Annotated in this window: 15 protein-coding genes; 7 read left to right on the forward strand and 8 right to left on the reverse strand. The window is 64.6% G+C overall.

Annotated features, from left to right (window positions below; all coding sequences use genetic code 11):
• Nucleotides 1-10: 10 nt before the first annotated feature.
• Both B4M43_RS06600 and mqo read left to right on the forward strand, forming a co-directional pair.
• A complete protein-coding gene (locus tag B4M43_RS06600; RefSeq protein WP_296265293.1) occupies nucleotides 11-2,005 on the forward strand; it encodes a polysaccharide biosynthesis protein in 1,995 nt (664 codons plus the stop codon).
• A gap of 304 nt (nucleotides 2,006-2,309) precedes the next feature.
• The gene (gene mqo, locus B4M43_RS06605; protein ID WP_296265295.1) at nucleotides 2,310-3,956 is read left to right on the forward strand and encodes a malate dehydrogenase (quinone); all 1,647 of its coding nucleotides are present in this window, start codon (nucleotides 2,310-2,312) and stop codon (nucleotides 3,954-3,956) included.
• A 93-nt stretch (nucleotides 3,957-4,049) separates the two neighbouring features.
• Here mqo and B4M43_RS06610 read toward each other — a convergent pair whose 3' ends face one another.
• The 6 genes from B4M43_RS06610 to B4M43_RS06635 form a co-directional block, all read right to left on the reverse strand.
• Nucleotides 4,050-4,451, reverse strand: a complete 402-nt coding sequence (locus B4M43_RS06610; protein ID WP_296265297.1) for a type II toxin-antitoxin system HicB family antitoxin — start codon at nucleotides 4,449-4,451, stop codon at nucleotides 4,050-4,052.
• Nucleotides 4,452-4,591: 140 nt separating this feature from the next.
• Nucleotides 4,592-5,137 (reverse strand): lipocalin family protein, encoded by a 546-nt coding sequence (locus B4M43_RS06615; RefSeq protein WP_296265298.1) that lies wholly within the window; start codon nucleotides 5,135-5,137, stop codon nucleotides 4,592-4,594.
• A gap of 111 nt (nucleotides 5,138-5,248) precedes the next feature.
• Nucleotides 5,249-6,538 carry a M18 family aminopeptidase gene (locus B4M43_RS06620; RefSeq protein WP_296265300.1) on the reverse strand — a complete coding sequence of 430 codons (1,290 nt, stop codon included), beginning with the start codon at nucleotides 6,536-6,538 and terminating at the stop codon, nucleotides 5,249-5,251.
• A 53-nt stretch (nucleotides 6,539-6,591) separates the two neighbouring features.
• Nucleotides 6,592-7,473: a LysR family transcriptional regulator gene (locus B4M43_RS06625; protein WP_296265301.1), complete on the reverse strand. Its 882-nt coding sequence runs from the start codon at nucleotides 7,471-7,473 to the stop codon at nucleotides 6,592-6,594.
• Nucleotides 7,474-7,600: 127 nt separating this feature from the next.
• Entirely contained in the window at nucleotides 7,601-8,599 is a 999-nt protein-coding gene (moaA, locus tag B4M43_RS06630; protein ID WP_296265302.1) for a GTP 3',8-cyclase MoaA, read from the reverse strand.
• A gap of 140 nt (nucleotides 8,600-8,739) precedes the next feature.
• Nucleotides 8,740-9,198, reverse strand: a complete 459-nt coding sequence (locus tag B4M43_RS06635; protein ID WP_296265303.1) for an Lrp/AsnC family transcriptional regulator — start codon at nucleotides 9,196-9,198, stop codon at nucleotides 8,740-8,742.
• A 147-nt stretch (nucleotides 9,199-9,345) separates the two neighbouring features.
• Here B4M43_RS06635 and B4M43_RS06640 point away from each other — a divergent pair, with 147 nt between their 5' ends.
• Complete coding sequence (locus B4M43_RS06640; RefSeq protein WP_414707815.1) at nucleotides 9,346-10,515, forward strand: trans-sulfuration enzyme family protein; 1,170 nt, start codon at nucleotides 9,346-9,348, stop codon at nucleotides 10,513-10,515.
• A 146-nt stretch (nucleotides 10,516-10,661) separates the two neighbouring features.
• Here B4M43_RS06640 and B4M43_RS06645 read toward each other — a convergent pair whose 3' ends face one another.
• The gene (locus tag B4M43_RS06645) at nucleotides 10,662-10,898 is read right to left on the reverse strand and encodes a YdcH family protein (RefSeq protein WP_296265306.1); all 237 of its coding nucleotides are present in this window, start codon (nucleotides 10,896-10,898) and stop codon (nucleotides 10,662-10,664) included.
• Nucleotides 10,899-11,104: 206 nt separating this feature from the next.
• On the opposite strand from B4M43_RS06645, the gene rnd reads away from it, so the two are divergent.
• From rnd to B4M43_RS06660, 3 genes are read left to right on the forward strand one after another with little or no spacing between them, the layout of a single operon-like run.
• Nucleotides 11,105-12,238: a ribonuclease D gene (rnd, locus tag B4M43_RS06650; protein ID WP_296265307.1), complete on the forward strand. Its 1,134-nt coding sequence runs from the start codon at nucleotides 11,105-11,107 to the stop codon at nucleotides 12,236-12,238.
• Nucleotides 12,235-12,528: a YcgL domain-containing protein gene (locus B4M43_RS06655; RefSeq protein ID WP_296265309.1), complete on the forward strand. Its 294-nt coding sequence runs from the start codon at nucleotides 12,235-12,237 to the stop codon at nucleotides 12,526-12,528. The genes rnd and B4M43_RS06655 overlap by 4 nt, the downstream gene beginning before the upstream one ends.
• A 2-nt stretch (nucleotides 12,529-12,530) precedes the next feature.
• Entirely contained in the window at nucleotides 12,531-13,463 is a 933-nt protein-coding gene (locus B4M43_RS06660; protein ID WP_296265310.1) for a D-2-hydroxyacid dehydrogenase, read from the forward strand.
• Nucleotides 13,464-13,487: 24 nt separating this feature from the next.
• On the opposite strand, the gene B4M43_RS06665 is transcribed toward B4M43_RS06660, so the two are convergent.
• Complete coding sequence (locus B4M43_RS06665) at nucleotides 13,488-14,081, reverse strand: nitroreductase family protein (RefSeq protein WP_296265312.1); 594 nt, start codon at nucleotides 14,079-14,081, stop codon at nucleotides 13,488-13,490.
• Nucleotides 14,082-14,250: 169 nt separating this feature from the next.
• On the opposite strand from B4M43_RS06665, the gene B4M43_RS06670 reads away from it, so the two are divergent.
• A partial coding sequence (locus tag B4M43_RS06670; protein ID WP_296265314.1) for a YcgN family cysteine cluster protein occupies nucleotides 14,251-14,651 on the forward strand: 401 nt, incomplete at its 3' end.

Below are 14,651 nucleotides of genomic sequence, written 5' to 3' on the forward strand. Positions count from 1 at the left end.
GCCGGTACCTATGGACAAGTTGCGCAACTACCTCGTCAATCTGCCACGTCGCAAGAAACGCCTGATTCAGGTGACGACCGACGTCTTCCTGGTTTGGCTGGCCCTCTGGCTGGCCTTCGTCGTGCGGCTGGGCATCGACGAAATGTACAACCCGCTGCTCGGCCATCCTTGGCTGTTCGTGGCCGCGCCTATCGTCTCGATCCCGTTGTTCATCCGTTTCGGCATGTACCGGGCCGTGATGCGTTACTTCGGCAACGACGCGTTGGTGGCCATCGTCAAGGCCGTCAGCCTGGCCTCCTTGCTGTTGACGCTCGTGGTCTTCTGGTACAGCGCGCCGCCGCAGGTCGTGCCTCGTTCGATCATCTTCAACTATTGGTGGCTGAGCCTGGTGATCGTGGGTGGCCTGCGCCTCGCTATGCGCCAGTACTTCATGGGCGACTGGTTCACTACTGCGCAGCACGTGCCTTTCGCCACGCGCGACGACGGTTTGCCGAAGGTCGCCGTGTACGGGGCCGGGACGGCGGGCAACCAGTTGGTCGCAGCGTTGCGCATGGGCAAGGTGATGCGCCCGGTGGCCTTCATCGACGACGACCCCGGCATCGCCGATCGGATGATCGCCGGTTTGCCGGTCTACAAGCCCGAACGCATCCAGCGCATGATCGATGCCACTGGCGCCGAAGAAATCCTCCTGGCCCTACCGTCCATCTCGCGCAGCCGCCGCCGCGAAATCCTCGGCAACCTCGAACGCTTCGCGCTGCACGTGCGCAGCGTGCCCGGCATCATGGACCTCGCCAGCGGGCGGGTGAAGGTCGACGACATCCAGGAAGTGGACATCGCCGACCTGCTGGGGCGCGATGCCGTCCCGGCGCAGCACGATCTGCTTGAGCAGTGCATCGCCGATCAGTCGGTGCTGGTTACCGGTGCCGGTGGCTCGATCGGCTCCGAGCTGTGCCGGCAGATCGTCGATTTGCGGCCCAAGGTCCTGATCCTGTTCGACCACGCCGAATTCAACCTCTACAGCATCGCCGCCGAGCTCGAAGCGCATATCGCCCGTGCGCACCTGAGGGTCCGACTGGTCCCCATTTTGGGCTCGGTGCGCAACCAGGCGCTGACACTGGACATCATGAAGACCTGGCGGGTGGATACGGTCTATCACGCGGCGGCCTACAAACACGTGCCGATCGTCGAGCACAACGTCGCCGAGGGTGTGCTCAACAACGTGATGGGCACGCTCTGCACCGCCCAGGCCGCGTTGCAGGCCGGTGTGGCGAGCTTCGTGCTCATTTCCACCGACAAGGCCGTGCGCCCGACCAACGTGATGGGCAGCACCAAGCGCTTGGCCGAAATGACCCTACAGGCGCTGAGCCGCGAACCGGCGCCGGTGCTGCTGGGCGATGCCGACAACGTGGCGCGGGTCAACAAGACCCGCTTCACCATGGTCCGTTTCGGCAACGTGCTGGGCTCGTCCGGCTCGGTGATTCCGTTGTTCCACAAGCAGATCAAGGAAGGCGGGCCGCTGTCGGTCACCCACCCGAACATCACGCGCTACTTCATGACCATCTCCGAGGCGGCGCAACTGGTGCTCCAGGCAGGTTCCATGGGGCAGGGCGGCGACGTCTTCGTGCTCGACATGGGCAAGCCGGTGAAGATCGTCGAGCTGGCGGAAAAGATGATCCACCTCTCAGGCTTCAGCGTGCGCTCGGAGCGCAACCCCATGGGCGACATCGCCATCGAGTTCACGGGCTTGCGTCCGGGCGAGAAGCTGTACGAAGAGTTGCTGATCGGCGACAACGTCGAGCCTACGCGGCACCCGATGATCATGTCGGCGACCGAGGATTTCCTCACCTGGACCGTGCTCAAAGGGCAGCTGAACGAGTTGCTGACCGCTGTGGAGAGCAACAATTGCCCGCGGGTGCGCAAGCTGCTGCGCGAGCTGGTCTGCGGGTATGTACCACAAGGGGAGATCGTCGACTGGATCTATCAGCAACAGCGGCAGGATTCGTGAGCGCGGGTGCATGCGCCGCCAGGCTGCACTCGTAGACGAGGCTCGGTGCAAAGGCGAAGCCGTCATCGAGCGGGTGCGCTGAGACAACCTGTCGCCTTGACGGTTCCCTTTAATTTGTTTGTGCCGATGTTTCCGTTACAATAGCGAAACGTTTCAGCCGGCAGGGTTGCCTGATCCTCCGGCCGAGCGTTGCTGTTTCTCTGGCTGCTGACTCCAATGATCAATAACAAGCGCGCGCTGAAGGACAGACACATCACAGGTCAGGCACCCGCCGTCCTTACGTGCTAACGATTGGAATTGATCAATGTTCAAACATGCTGGCAAGGCCCTGCTGGGTCTGGCTGTCGCCGCGGGCTTCATGCACGCGCAGGCTGCAGAAACCAAGAAAGTAGACGTGCTGCTGGTCGGCGGCGGGATCATGAGCTCCACCCTGGCGGTCTGGCTCACTGAACTCGAGCCGTCCTGGTCGATGGAAATGGTCGAGCGTCTCGACGGCGTCGCCGAAGAAAGCTCCAACGGCTGGAACAACGCCGGTACCGGCCACTCCGCGCTGGCCGAGCTGAACTACACCCCCGAAGACAAAGACGGCAAGATCAACATCAGCAAGGCGATCGAGATCAACGAAGCCTTCCAGATCTCCCGTCAGTTCTGGTCGTGGCAGGTCCGTCAGGGCGTGCTGAACAACCCGCGCTCGTTCATCAACACCACCCCGCACATGAGCTTCGTGTGGGGTGACGACAACATCAAGTTCCTCAAGAAGCGCTACGAGGCCTTGCAGGCGAGCCCGCTGTTCCGTCCGATGCAGTACTCCGAGGACCACGCGCAGATCGCCAAGTGGGTGCCGCTGATGATGGAAGGCCGTGACCCGAGCCAGAAGCTGGCGGTCACCTGGACGCCGATCGGCACTGACGTCAACTTTGGCGAGATCACCCGCCAGTTCGTCAAGCACCTGCAAACCCGCGACAACTTCGACCTGAAGCTGTCCAGCGAAGTGCAGGACATCACCCGCAACGACGACGGCTCCTGGCACGTCGCGTACAAGAACCTCAAGGACGGCAGCGAGACCGCGACCGACGCCAAGTTCCTGTTCATCGGCGCGGGCGGTGGCGCACTCAAGCTGCTGCAGAAATCCGGCATCGAAGAGGCCAAGGAATACGCGGGCTTCCCGGTCGGCGGGTCGTTCCTGGTCACCGAGAACCCAAGTGTCGCCATGCAGCACATGGCCAAGGCCTACGGCATCGCCTCGACCGGCGCGCCGCCCATGTCGGTACCGCACCTGGACACCCGCGTGCTCGACGGCAAGCGCGTGATCCTGTTCGGGCCATTCGCCACCTTCTCCACCAAGTTCCTCAAGAACGGCTCGTACCTCGACCTGCTCAAGAGCACCACGCTGCACAACATGTGGCCGATGACCAAAGTCGGTGTCGACCAGTACCCGCTGGTGGAATACCTCGCCGGTCAGCTGATGCTCTCGGACGACGACCGCTTCGCCGCCCTGCAGACCTACTTCCCGCACGCCAAGAAAGAAGACTGGCGCCTGTGGCAGGCCGGTCAGCGCGTGCAGATCATCAAGCGTGACGCCGAACACGGTGGCGTGCTGAAGCTGGGTACCGAAGTGGTGGCGTCGAAAGACCGCACCCTGGCCGGCCTGCTGGGCGCTTCGCCAGGCGCCTCGACCGCTGCGCCGATCATGCTCAACGTGCTCGAAACCATCTTCAAGGAGAAGGTCGCGACGCCTGAGTGGCAAGCCAAGCTGCACGAGATCGTGCCAAGCTACGGCACCAAGCTCAACGATTCGGCTGCCGCCGTACAGAAAGAGTGGAACTACACCGCCGACGTCCTGCAACTGGCCAAACCGCCGGTGATCGACGCCAGCGTCGGTGAAACCGCCACTGCCGCCGCCCCGGCCAAGCCGGTGGAAAGCAACCCGTCGGCCGACATGGCGCTGTAAGGCCCTGTGTCGCTACCGCTTAAGCGGTAGGGATCGAACGAAAAAACCACGGGTCGCCAGGTCGGCGGCCCGTGGTTTTTTTGTGCTTGCGCTTTAGCGGTTGAGTTTTTCCAGAGCAGCGTCAGCTAGAAAAGAGGAGCGACTCTTTATGTTGTGCAGATGGACGTAGCGATCTATCTGTTGGATCACAGTGCCCGGCAGGGTGACATTGACCTTCTCGGTCTTGCCCAGGTAAGGACTGATATCGATGTCCAGCATGCCCCAGCCCATACCGACCAGATCGCTGTTGTGGCGGTGTTGCGCGGCACTGCTGGGTAAAGGAATCGGCTGGCCGTCCATCGCAAGGGCTTCAAGCATGATGTGCGCAACCTCCAGTGCCGCTGCGTAAGCCTGTTCGAAATCGTCTCCCGCCGTGACTGCACCTGGAATATCCGGGATCTGGATGCCAACGGCGGTCTGTTCGTCGCCCCATTCGATGCAGATAGGGTATTGCATGATGATGCCCTCCAGATTTGCCCCGTGCTACCTGACATGGACTGCCATAAGGATGGGGGCGGCAAAGTATGCCTCTGGAGCAATGCTCAACCTTGTCTGCTTTGTTTCTGAACGTACCCAGGCAATCGTCAGCCGAGTAATTACTTTCGCCAGATCAACGCCGACGTATCGAACCCTTGCTCACGCGCCACCTTCAGCAGCTCGTCCCGTGTAGCCTGGCTGACCTCGGGTGTGCGCGACAGCAGCCACAAATAATCACGATCCGGATGCCCGACCACGGCCACCTTGTACTCGGGATCGTGGTAGATCACCCAGTAATGGCCCTTGGTCAGTCCTGGGGCCAAGCGGCTAAACCAATTATCGAAGCGCACCCACAGCTTGTCGGTACGCCCGGCCACCTGCGGTTCGGCGATGCCCTGGACCTCGTTGACCTCGCCGTTCTTCTCGCGGCAGCGGTTGAGCACATCGATGCGGCCGTCGTCGCGCAGGCCGTAGTGGGCTTCGGACTGCACGCATTTGCGCTGGAAGAACATCGGCAGCCGGGCCAGCTCGTACCACGTGCCTTGGTAGCGTTCGAGGTCGACCTGCATGGTGCTTGGCGGCGGGCTGGAGCGCTTGGCGTTGTTGCTGCAGGCGACGAGGGCGAGGGCGATGCAACCGAGGGTGAGCAGTGCGCGGGTTTTCATGAGTCCTCCCAGGGAAAGGAAAGCCGCCGGCGAAGGGCTCGCGCGGCGGCGTCTGGGAGTTTGGATGCCACGCGCCGCAAAAAGTTGAATGCGGCGGCTAGGCCGGGGCCGTCAGGGCAGGTCGACGCTGCGGTAGAAGGCCGTCAGCACCTTGACCAGGTGCGCCAGGTCGTGGCTGCCGCACAGCTCGCGGATCGAGTGCATGGCGAAGGTCGGCAGGCCGATGTCGACGGTGCGCACGCCCAGGTGGCTGGCGGTGATCGGGCCGATGGTCGAACCGCAGCCCATGTCGCTGCGCACCACGAAGCTCTGCACCGGCACTTCCTCGGCCATGCACAGGTGGCGGAAGAAGCCCGCCGTTTCGCTGTTGGTGGCGTAGCGCTGGTTGCTGTTGACCTTGATCACGGGGCCGGCGTTGAGCTTGGGGCCGTGGTTGCCGTCGTGCTTGTCGGCGTAGTTAGGGTGCACGCCGTGAGCGTTGTCGGCCGAGATCATCAGCGAGCGCTGGATGGCGCGCACGTACTCGTCCTGGCCGGGCAGCAGGCGTTGCAGGGTCTGTTCGAGCATCGGGCCGTCGGCGCCGCAGGCCGAGGACGAGCCGATCTCTTCGTGGTCGGTGCACACCAGTACGCAGGTCTGCTCGCTGTCGGCGCCCAGCAGCGCTTGCAGGCCGGCGTAGCACGACAGCAGGTTGTCGAGCCGGGCACCGGCGATGAAGTCGCCGTTCAGACCGATCAGGGCGGCTTCCTGGGTATCGTAGAAGCTCAGCTCGTAGTCGAGCACCACGTCGGCGATCAGCTCGTGCTCGCGGGCCAGTTGCTCGGTGAGCAGGGCACGGAAGTCGACGCGCTCGTTGCCGGCCACCTGGGCCAGGATCGGCGGCAGCTCGTTCTGCGGGTTGATGGCCCAGCCTTCGTTGGCACCGCGGTTGAGGTGGATGGCCAGGTTGGGAATGATGGCGATCGGCAGGGTGAAGTCGATCAGCTGGCTTTCGACCTTGCCGTCGCGGCGGAAGGTCACCCGCCCGGCCAACGACAGGTCGCGGTCGAACCAGGGCGCCAGCAGCGCGCCGCCGTAGACTTCCACGCCCAGCTGCAGAAAACCCTGGCGTTGCAGCTCGGGCTGCGGCTTGACCCGCAGGCAAGGGCTGTCGGTGTGCGCGCCGACCATGCGGAGGCCGCCTTGCACGGGCGACTGGCGGCCCAGGCTGATGGCGATCAGGGACGAATCGTTGCGGGTGACGTAGTAGCGCCCGCCAGGCACCGTGGCCCAGCTGTCGCGTTCGTCGAGGCGTTGATAGCCCGCCGCTTCCAGGCGCTGGGCCAGGCTCGCGGTCGCATGGAAAGGGGTGGGAGAGGCCTTGAGGAAATCGATCAGGCCGGCATTGAGGGCGTCGCGCATAGGTCACTCCAGACAGCAGAGGCGCGAGTTTAACGCAGTTTGTCGCGGTGCGATCAGGCCGCGAAGATTTTCTGCGCCTGGGCGAAGCATTGCTCGGCGATCGCCGAACGCGGCGCGCTGCGGCGCAGCAGCAGGCCCACCTGGCTACGGATGCTGGCGTCTTCCAGCGGCAGGATCTGCAAATGCTCGCCCAGCGCTTCCAGGCCGAAATCCAGCGGCATGACGGCACAGCACAAGCCGCAGCCCACGGCCTGCACCAATTGGAAGGTGGAGTCGCTTTCCAGCACCGCGCGTGGCTCCAGGCCGCGGCTGCGCAGGCTCAGGTCCAGCGACTGGCGGTAGTGCATGGCCTTGCTCGGCAGGCCCAGGGGCAAGCCGGCCAAGTCTTCCCAGTGCAACGGCCCGTCGAGCGGGAAATGGCGGGTGTCGTGCAGCAGGCCCATGGTCGTGAGGCCCAGCTCGATGACGTCGAAATAGCGGGTGTCCACCTGATCCAGGTAGCAGATGCCCAAATCCAGCTGGTTGCGGCTCAGGCCATCGATGATCTGCTCGGAGCTCAGCGACGACAGTTGGAACTGCAAGCCCGGGTGCGACTGGCGCAGCGGCAGTAACAAAGCCATGGGGTTGAAACTGGCGAGCGGCACCGTGCCCAAGCGCAGGCTGCCCACCACCTGGCCGCGGCAACTGGCGGCCTCGGCGTTCAGGCCGTCGTGGGCGGCCATCAGCGTGCGCGCCCAGGCCAGGATGCGCTCGCCGGCCTCGGTGAAACCCTCGAAGCGCTGGCCGCGCTCGACCAAGGTCAGCTCCAGCTCGTCTTCGAGGTTGCGCAGGCGCATCGACAGGGTCGGCTGGGTGACATGGCACAGCGCCGCCGCCTGGCCGAAATGCCGGGTCTGGTCGAGGGCGATGAGGAACTTGAGCTGCTTGATGTCCATGGGAAGGCCTGCGCGTGCATGAGCGCTCGACCTTAACCAAGTCCGTGGTGTCTCGCTATCGATTAATAGAGCAGGTCGATCGGTCGCAAGAGGGGGTGGGCGGTGATGGATAGACAGTGACGCGCGGTCAACCGCCCGTCATGTTCATGAAACGCACGATCTGCACCTCGCCGCCCACTTCGAAGTGATGGCGGTAGGGCTTGAGCTGCACCGCTTCGCGGATGGCCTTTTCCAGGCGCTCGCTGTCGCCCGGATGGGCGCGCAATACCTGTTTCAGGTCCAGCGAATGCTCGTTGCCCAGGCACAGCAGCAGACGGCCTTCGACGGTCAGCCGCACGCGGTTGCAGGTGGCGCAGAAGTTATGGCTGTGCGGCGAAATGAATCCTACCCGCGTCTGCGGCGCTTCGGCCAGGCGCCAGTAGCGCGCCGGGCCCTGGGAGGTCTCGGCCGATTCGACCAGGGTGAAATGCGGGGCCAGGCGCTCGCGCACCTCGTCGCTGGAGCAGAACGACTCGGCACGCGCGTGCTCCTCGATCACCCCCAGCGGCATCTCCTCGATGAAGGTAATGTCCAGCTCGCGCTCGATGGCGAAACGTACCAGGTCGACGATCTCGTGGTCGTTGCGGCCCTTGAGCACCACGGCGTTGAGTTTGGTGCGACGAAAACCCGCCGCGCGCGCGGCATCGATGCCGGCGATCACCTGGGCCAGGTCGCCGGTGCGGGTGAGCTGGCGGAAACGTTCGGGGTCGAGGCTGTCGAGGCTGATGTTGAGACGGGTGACGCCAGCGTCGAACAGCGGTTGCGCCAGACGGCCCAGTTGCGAGCCGTTGCTGGTCAGGCACAGTTCGCGCAAGCCCGGCAGTGCCCCGATGCGTTGGCACAGACCGACGATGCCCTGGCGCACCAGCGGCTCGCCGCCGGTCAGACGAATCTTGCGCGTGCCCAAGGCGACGAAGCGCTCGGCGATCTGGTACAGCTCTTCCAGGCTGAGGATCTGCTGGCGTGGCAGGAACTGCATCTCTTCGGCCATGCAGTACACACAGCGAAAATCGCAACGATCTGTCACAGACATCCGCAGGTAGTCGATCTTGCGATTGAAGCTGTCGATCAGCGCTGGCTCGTTCACGTCTGTGCCTGGAAAGAAGGAAAGGGCGATATCTCGTTACCGCATCGAAGTCCACGCTATAGCCTGCGCCAGGCACCCGTCAAATCGCTTTTTCCGACCGTTCGATCAGCCCTGTCTATCGCCTGCCGTAGGCAGACGCTTCAGCGGTGGACGGGAAACGCCGTGGTGTATTTCATCTGTTCCATGGCGAAGCTCGACGTCACGTTAGAGAGCCCTTCGGTGCAATTGATCAGTTTTTTGTAGAAGCGGTCGTACGCGCCGATGTCGGCTACCACCACGCGCAGCAGATAGTCCCAGTCGCCGGCCATGCGGTAGCACTCCATCACCTCTTCGAACGCAGTGACTTGGGCGGCGAAACGTTCGAGCCAGGCGCTGTCGTGATGCTGGGTCTTGAGCTGGACGAACACCGTCAGCCCCAGCCCCAGCCGCTCCGGGTCGAGCAACGCCACGCGGCCACGGATGTAGCCTTCTTCCTCCAGCCGTTTGACGCGTTTCCAGCAGGGTGTGGTGGACAGGTTGACGGCCTCGGCCAGGTCCTTGAGGGACAGCGAGGCGTCGCGCTGAAGCAGGGTGAGCAGGTGCTGGTCGAAGCTGTCCATGAAAGGCGGTCCATGTCGGGGCGCGGCGGGGAATGAAAGCTTCAAGACTACGGCATCGGCGGTGAATTGCACGCCTTACCGCAGGCTGCTGGCAGGCCCCTGGGGTTGTGCCATAGTGACGCTCTTTCCCTGTCCGTGGACCCGACCATGTCCGACAAGCCCCAGCGTTTCGCCACCCGTACCCTGCATGCCGGCGAGCAGCACCGCGTCGCCGACAACGCCATCTTTCCGCCCATCGTCACGGCCAGCACCTTCACCAAGCGCAGCCTCGACGACGCCCCGCAATACGCCTATAGCCGCGTCGCCAACCCGACCCGCGACGCCTACGAAACGGCGGTCGCGGCGCTGGAAGACGGGGTGGGTGCGGTGGCCTGCGCTTCGGGGGTGAACGCCACCGCCACGGTGCTGGAACTGCTGCCCAAAGACGCCCACGTCATCGTCATGAATGGCGTCTATGGCGGCACCTTCCGCATCCTCGAAGACTTTCGCAGCCACACCTCGGGGCTGACCACCAGCTACGTCGATCTCAACGACCTGGCCGCCGTCGAGGCGGCGATTCGGCCCAACACGCAGTTGATCTGGATCGAGTCGCCGACCAACCCGCTGCTGCACCTGGTCGATATCGAAGCCCTTTGCCAGTTGGCCAAGGCGCGGGGCATCCTCACCTGCATCGACAACACCTTCTGCTCGCCCTGGAACCAGCGCCCCCTGAACCTGGGCGTGGACCTGGTGATGCATTCGGCGAGCAAGTACATCGGCGGCCACTCCGACCTCACCGGCGGCATCGTCGTGGCCGGTAGCGACGTACTGCTCAAGCGCCTGCGGCGCATTAGCATGGCCATCGGCGCGATCCAGGGGCCGTTCGACTGCTACCTGGCCCTGCGCGGGCTCAAAACGCTGGACGTGCGCATGGAACGGCAATGCGCCAATGCCTTGCAGGTGGCGCGTTTCCTCGAAGGCCATCCGTCGATCGAGCAGGTGTACTACCCAGGGCTCGAAAGCCATCCGCAGTACGCCCTGTGCCAGCGCCAGATGCGCAGCGGCGGGGCGGTGGTGGCGATGAAGGTCAGGGCCGACCGCGTGGCGCTCAACCGCTTGGTGGAGACCCTGAAACTGTTCGTTCTGGCCGATTCGCTGGGCGGGGTGGAAAGCATGCTCAACCATTCCTGGAGCATGTCGCACTGCTCGCTCAGCGCCGAGCAGAAGGGCGCGATGGGCATCAGCGAGAACCTGCTGCGGTTGTCGGTGGGGGTCGAGGACCATCGCGACCTGATCGAGGACTTGCAGGCGGCGCTGGAGGCCTGCACGCAGATGTGAGCCTCCACCACGGCTACTAGGTGTGTCGAAGGGCATAGGCGCACGGCAATCGAAGCGCTAATGCGCTGAACGGCTGTGCGAAGGGCCGCAATGCGGCCCCCCGATATGAAAGTTCGCTGTCTGCCCATCACAGGCAGGTGCTGCCCTCAATGCGCGGGCGGATGCACGATGCGTTCGATCTGGTCCTTGATCAGCAGACGCTCCTTGCGCAGACGGTTGATCGCCTCGTCGCTGGTGCCGTTGCGCTCGGCTACCAGCACTTGCTTGTCCGTGGCGTTGTAGTCCTTGTGCAGCTTATGCAGGGCAGGGTCCTGATCGATCAGTGCCTGGAAGGCGTCGGCGCTCAGGTGCAGATCGGCGAGCAAATCGTGCGGAACGGGCATTTCTTCACCTCTGTCGGGAAATGCGGAGGGTGGAGCTTCTGAGGATAGCCCTTGTGCGCAGGGTGCGCGACCGTGGCCAGACGCCACTGGCCAGGTAAGCGGTGGTACATGCATAGCCCCTCGGCCCGGCACGGGTTTCACCCACGGCGCCCGCGCCGTATATACTGCGCGCCAATGTTTGTAGCAGAGCCTTTGTGGAGAGCCTCGTGGCCATAGAAATACACTGGATCCGTGACGACCAGACCCTGGCCGAGCACTGCCGACACTGGCACGAATTGCCCTTCGTGGCCGTCGACACCGAATTCATGCGGGTCGACACCTTCTACCCCAAGGCGGGCCTGATTCAGATCGGCGACGGCCAGCGGGCCTTTCTCATCGATCCCTTGCTGATTCGCGACTGGGCGCCGCTGGGCGAACTGCTCGAAGACAGCGCCGTGGTCAAGGTGCTGCACGCGTGCAGCGAAGACCTCGAAGTCTTGTTGCGCCTGACCGGCAAACTGCCGCAACCGCTGTTCGACACGCAGTTGGCCGCCGGTTACCTGAACATCGGCTTCTCCATGGGCTATTCGCGCCTGGTGCAGGACGTGCTGGGGCTCGACCTGCCCAAAGGCGAGACACGTTCGGACTGGTTGCAGCGGCCGTTGTCCGACACGCAAGTCAGCTACGCCGCCGAAGACGCCGTGCACCTGGCCGAGCTGTTCGCCGCGCTGCGCCCGCGGCTGTCGGACGATAAGTACGCCTGGGTTCTGGAAGACGGTGCCGATTTGGTGGCGCAGATGCGCCGCGAGGTGTCGCCGCAGACGCTGTACCGCGACGTCAAGCTGGCCTGGAAGCTGTCCTGCCAGCAATTGGCGGTGCTGCGCGAGCTGTGCGCCTGGCGCGAGCGCGAGGCCCGTGCCCGCGACGTGCCGCGCAGCCGCATTCTGCGCGAGCAGTCGCTGTGGCCCATGGCCAAGAGCCAACCGACGTCCCTGACGGCCCTGGCCAAAATCGACGACATCCACCCGCGCACCCTGCGCCAGGACGGCGAAACGCTGCTGGCGCTGCTCAAGCAGGCCGCCAGCCTGCCGCCCGAGCAATGGCCGCCTGCGCAACCCGAACCCTTGCCCATCGAAGCTTCCGGCGTGCTCAAGCGCCTGCGCGCCATCGGCCAGGCCGAAGGCGAGCGGCTGGGTATCGCGCCCGAGCTGATGCTGCGCAAGAAAACCCTGGAAGCGCTGCTCAAGAGCGGCTACCCCAACGGTCCCTATCAATTGCCCGAGTCGCTGCGCGGTTGGCGCCGCGAGCGTCTGGGCCAAGCCCTGCTCGACGACCTGGCGGGCAGCGGAGAACCGGCATGAAACGCATTTGCTCGATCTACAAGAGCCCACGCAAGAACGAAATGTATCTTTATGTGCTCAAGGCCGACGGCCTGGAGCGCGTGCCCGAGGGGCTGTTGCCGGCCTTCGGCACCCCGGTGCATGCCTTCGACCTGGTGTTGACGCCCGAGCGCACGCTGGCCCGCGAGGACATCGCCAAAGTGCTGGAAAACCTGGAACAGCAGGGCTACCACCTGCAAATGCCGCCCGCCGAAGACGAATACATCGAGCACTTGCCCGAAGAACTGCTGCGCCGCAACGACCCGGTCTAGCCATGCGCGTACTGATCGCCGAGCAGGAGCACGCGTGCTACGCCCGCCTGCTGGCCGAGCACGCTCCGCACTTGCAGCTGCTGGCCAGCGCCGATCCCGCCGAGTTGCGGGGCTTGGCTGGCAAGGCCTCGATCTGGTTGGGCGAGCCCGACCTGTTGGCCGAGCTGCTGCGCCAGGGCCACGTACCGCACTGGCTGCAATCGACCTGGGCGGGCATCACGCCTTTGCTCGCAGCCGATCTACCGCATCACTACCGGCTCACGCGCGCGGTCGGCATCTTCGGCCAGGTCATGGCCGAGTACATGCTCACCTATCTGCTCAACCACGAACGGCAGGTGCAGTCGCGTCTGCGCAGCCAGGTGCAGCGGCAATGGGATGCGCGCCCGGGCAGCAGCCTGGCGGGGCGCGAGGTGCTCATCGTCGGCTGTGGCGACATCGGCCAGCGCGTCGCCGAGTACCTGGCCAGCTTCGCCATGAAGGTGCGCGGTGTGGCCAGTACGGTGCGCCGACAGGCGCCATTCCTGGAAATCGCCGGCTTGGAGGCGCTGCCGCGCTTGGTGGCGCAGGCCGACTACGTGATCAACCTGTTGCCCGACACCCTGGCCACCCACGACCTCTACGATGCCGCGCTGCTGCGCCGTTTCAAGACCAGCGCGCTACTGCTCAACGCCGGGCGGGGCGTGGCGGTGGTCGATGACGATCTGGTGCGGGCTTTGGAACAAGGCCATCTGGCTGGCGCGGTGATCGATGTCTGCCGCGAAGAGCCGTTGCCCGCCTCGCATCCCTTCTGGACCGCGCCACGGCTCACGCTGACCGGCCACAGCTCGGCGCCGACCTCGCCGGCGGCGATGGTCGGGCTGTTTCTCGAGAATGTGCAGGCCTATCAGGCGGGGCAGCCGCTGCGTGGCGAAGTGGATTTCCAGCGCGGCTATTGATCCCCCGGCAGCTGCCGGATCGCTTTACAGCGTGAAGTCGCCGTCTGCGGCCAGGGCGCTCAGCGGCAGGCGCGCGCTAGGCACTTCACGGGCCTGCAGCTGCTCGGGCAGGCTCGCCTTGTCGCCTTGCTTGCCAATGGCGACGAAGGCATGGATGTCGTAACCCTCGGGAATTTTCAGCGCTTCACGGGTACGCTCCCGATCGAAGCCGGCCATGCCATGGGTGTGCCAGCCGCTGAGGCTCGCCTGCAAGGCCAGGTGCGCCCAGGCGGCGCCGGTGTCGAAGGTGTGCCACAGCGCCGGGCCTTCTTCGCTGGCGCCGGGGGCGGTGAAGGTGGTCTTGGACAGGACGACCACGAGGGCCGACGCATGCTGCGCCCAACTGCGGTTGAACGGCACCAGCAGATCCAGGAAGCGCTCCCAGTTCGGCGTGTCGCGGCGGGCGTAGAGGAAGCGCCAGGGCTGCGAGTTGTAGGCCGAGGGCGCCCAGCGCGCGGCTTCGAGAAAGCTCAGCAGCGTCTCTTCGGCGATCGGTTGCGGGTCGAAGGCGCGTGGCGACCAGCGCTGGATGAATTGCGCGTCGATGGGGTAGTCGGCGCTGCGGGGGGTGTCGGTCATGATGGGTCCTTTGAGCGGTTTCGAACCTGGAAGAGTCGGCCTGGATGAACGGTTGCACGCTAGCGCCTGGCGTCACCGCTGACAAGCGGTCTGGCAATGCGCCGGGCCGCGCTCTAGACTGGCGCCGCCGCGCTCGGCGGCCTGGAACCACTGCGGGAATTTCTGAGCCATGAACGCTGAAAGCGCGCCCTTCTGGCGGCGCAAGACCCTCGAACAACTGAGCCCCGGCGAATGGGAGTCGCTGTGCGACGGCTGCGGCCTGTGCTGTTTGCAGAAGCTCGAAGACGAAGACGATGGCGGCATCTACTACACGCGCATCGCCTGCAAACTGCTCGACCTCGACACCTGCCAGTGCAGCGACTACCCCGGCCGCTTCAAGGCCGTGCCCGATTGCATCCAGCTCACGCCGGGCAAGGCCGACCAGTTCAAATGGTTGCCGACCACCTGCGGTTACCGCCTGGTCAGCGAAGGCCAGGACCTGCCCGCCTGGCACCCGCTGGTGTGCGGCGACCGCAGCCAGGTGCACGAGCAGCGCATCTCCCAGGCCGGGCGCATGCTCAGCGAGCAGGC

The organism is Pseudomonas sp. UBA6562, from assembly GCF_002434265.1.
Lineage (GTDB): Bacteria > Pseudomonadota > Gammaproteobacteria > Pseudomonadales > Pseudomonadaceae > Aquipseudomonas.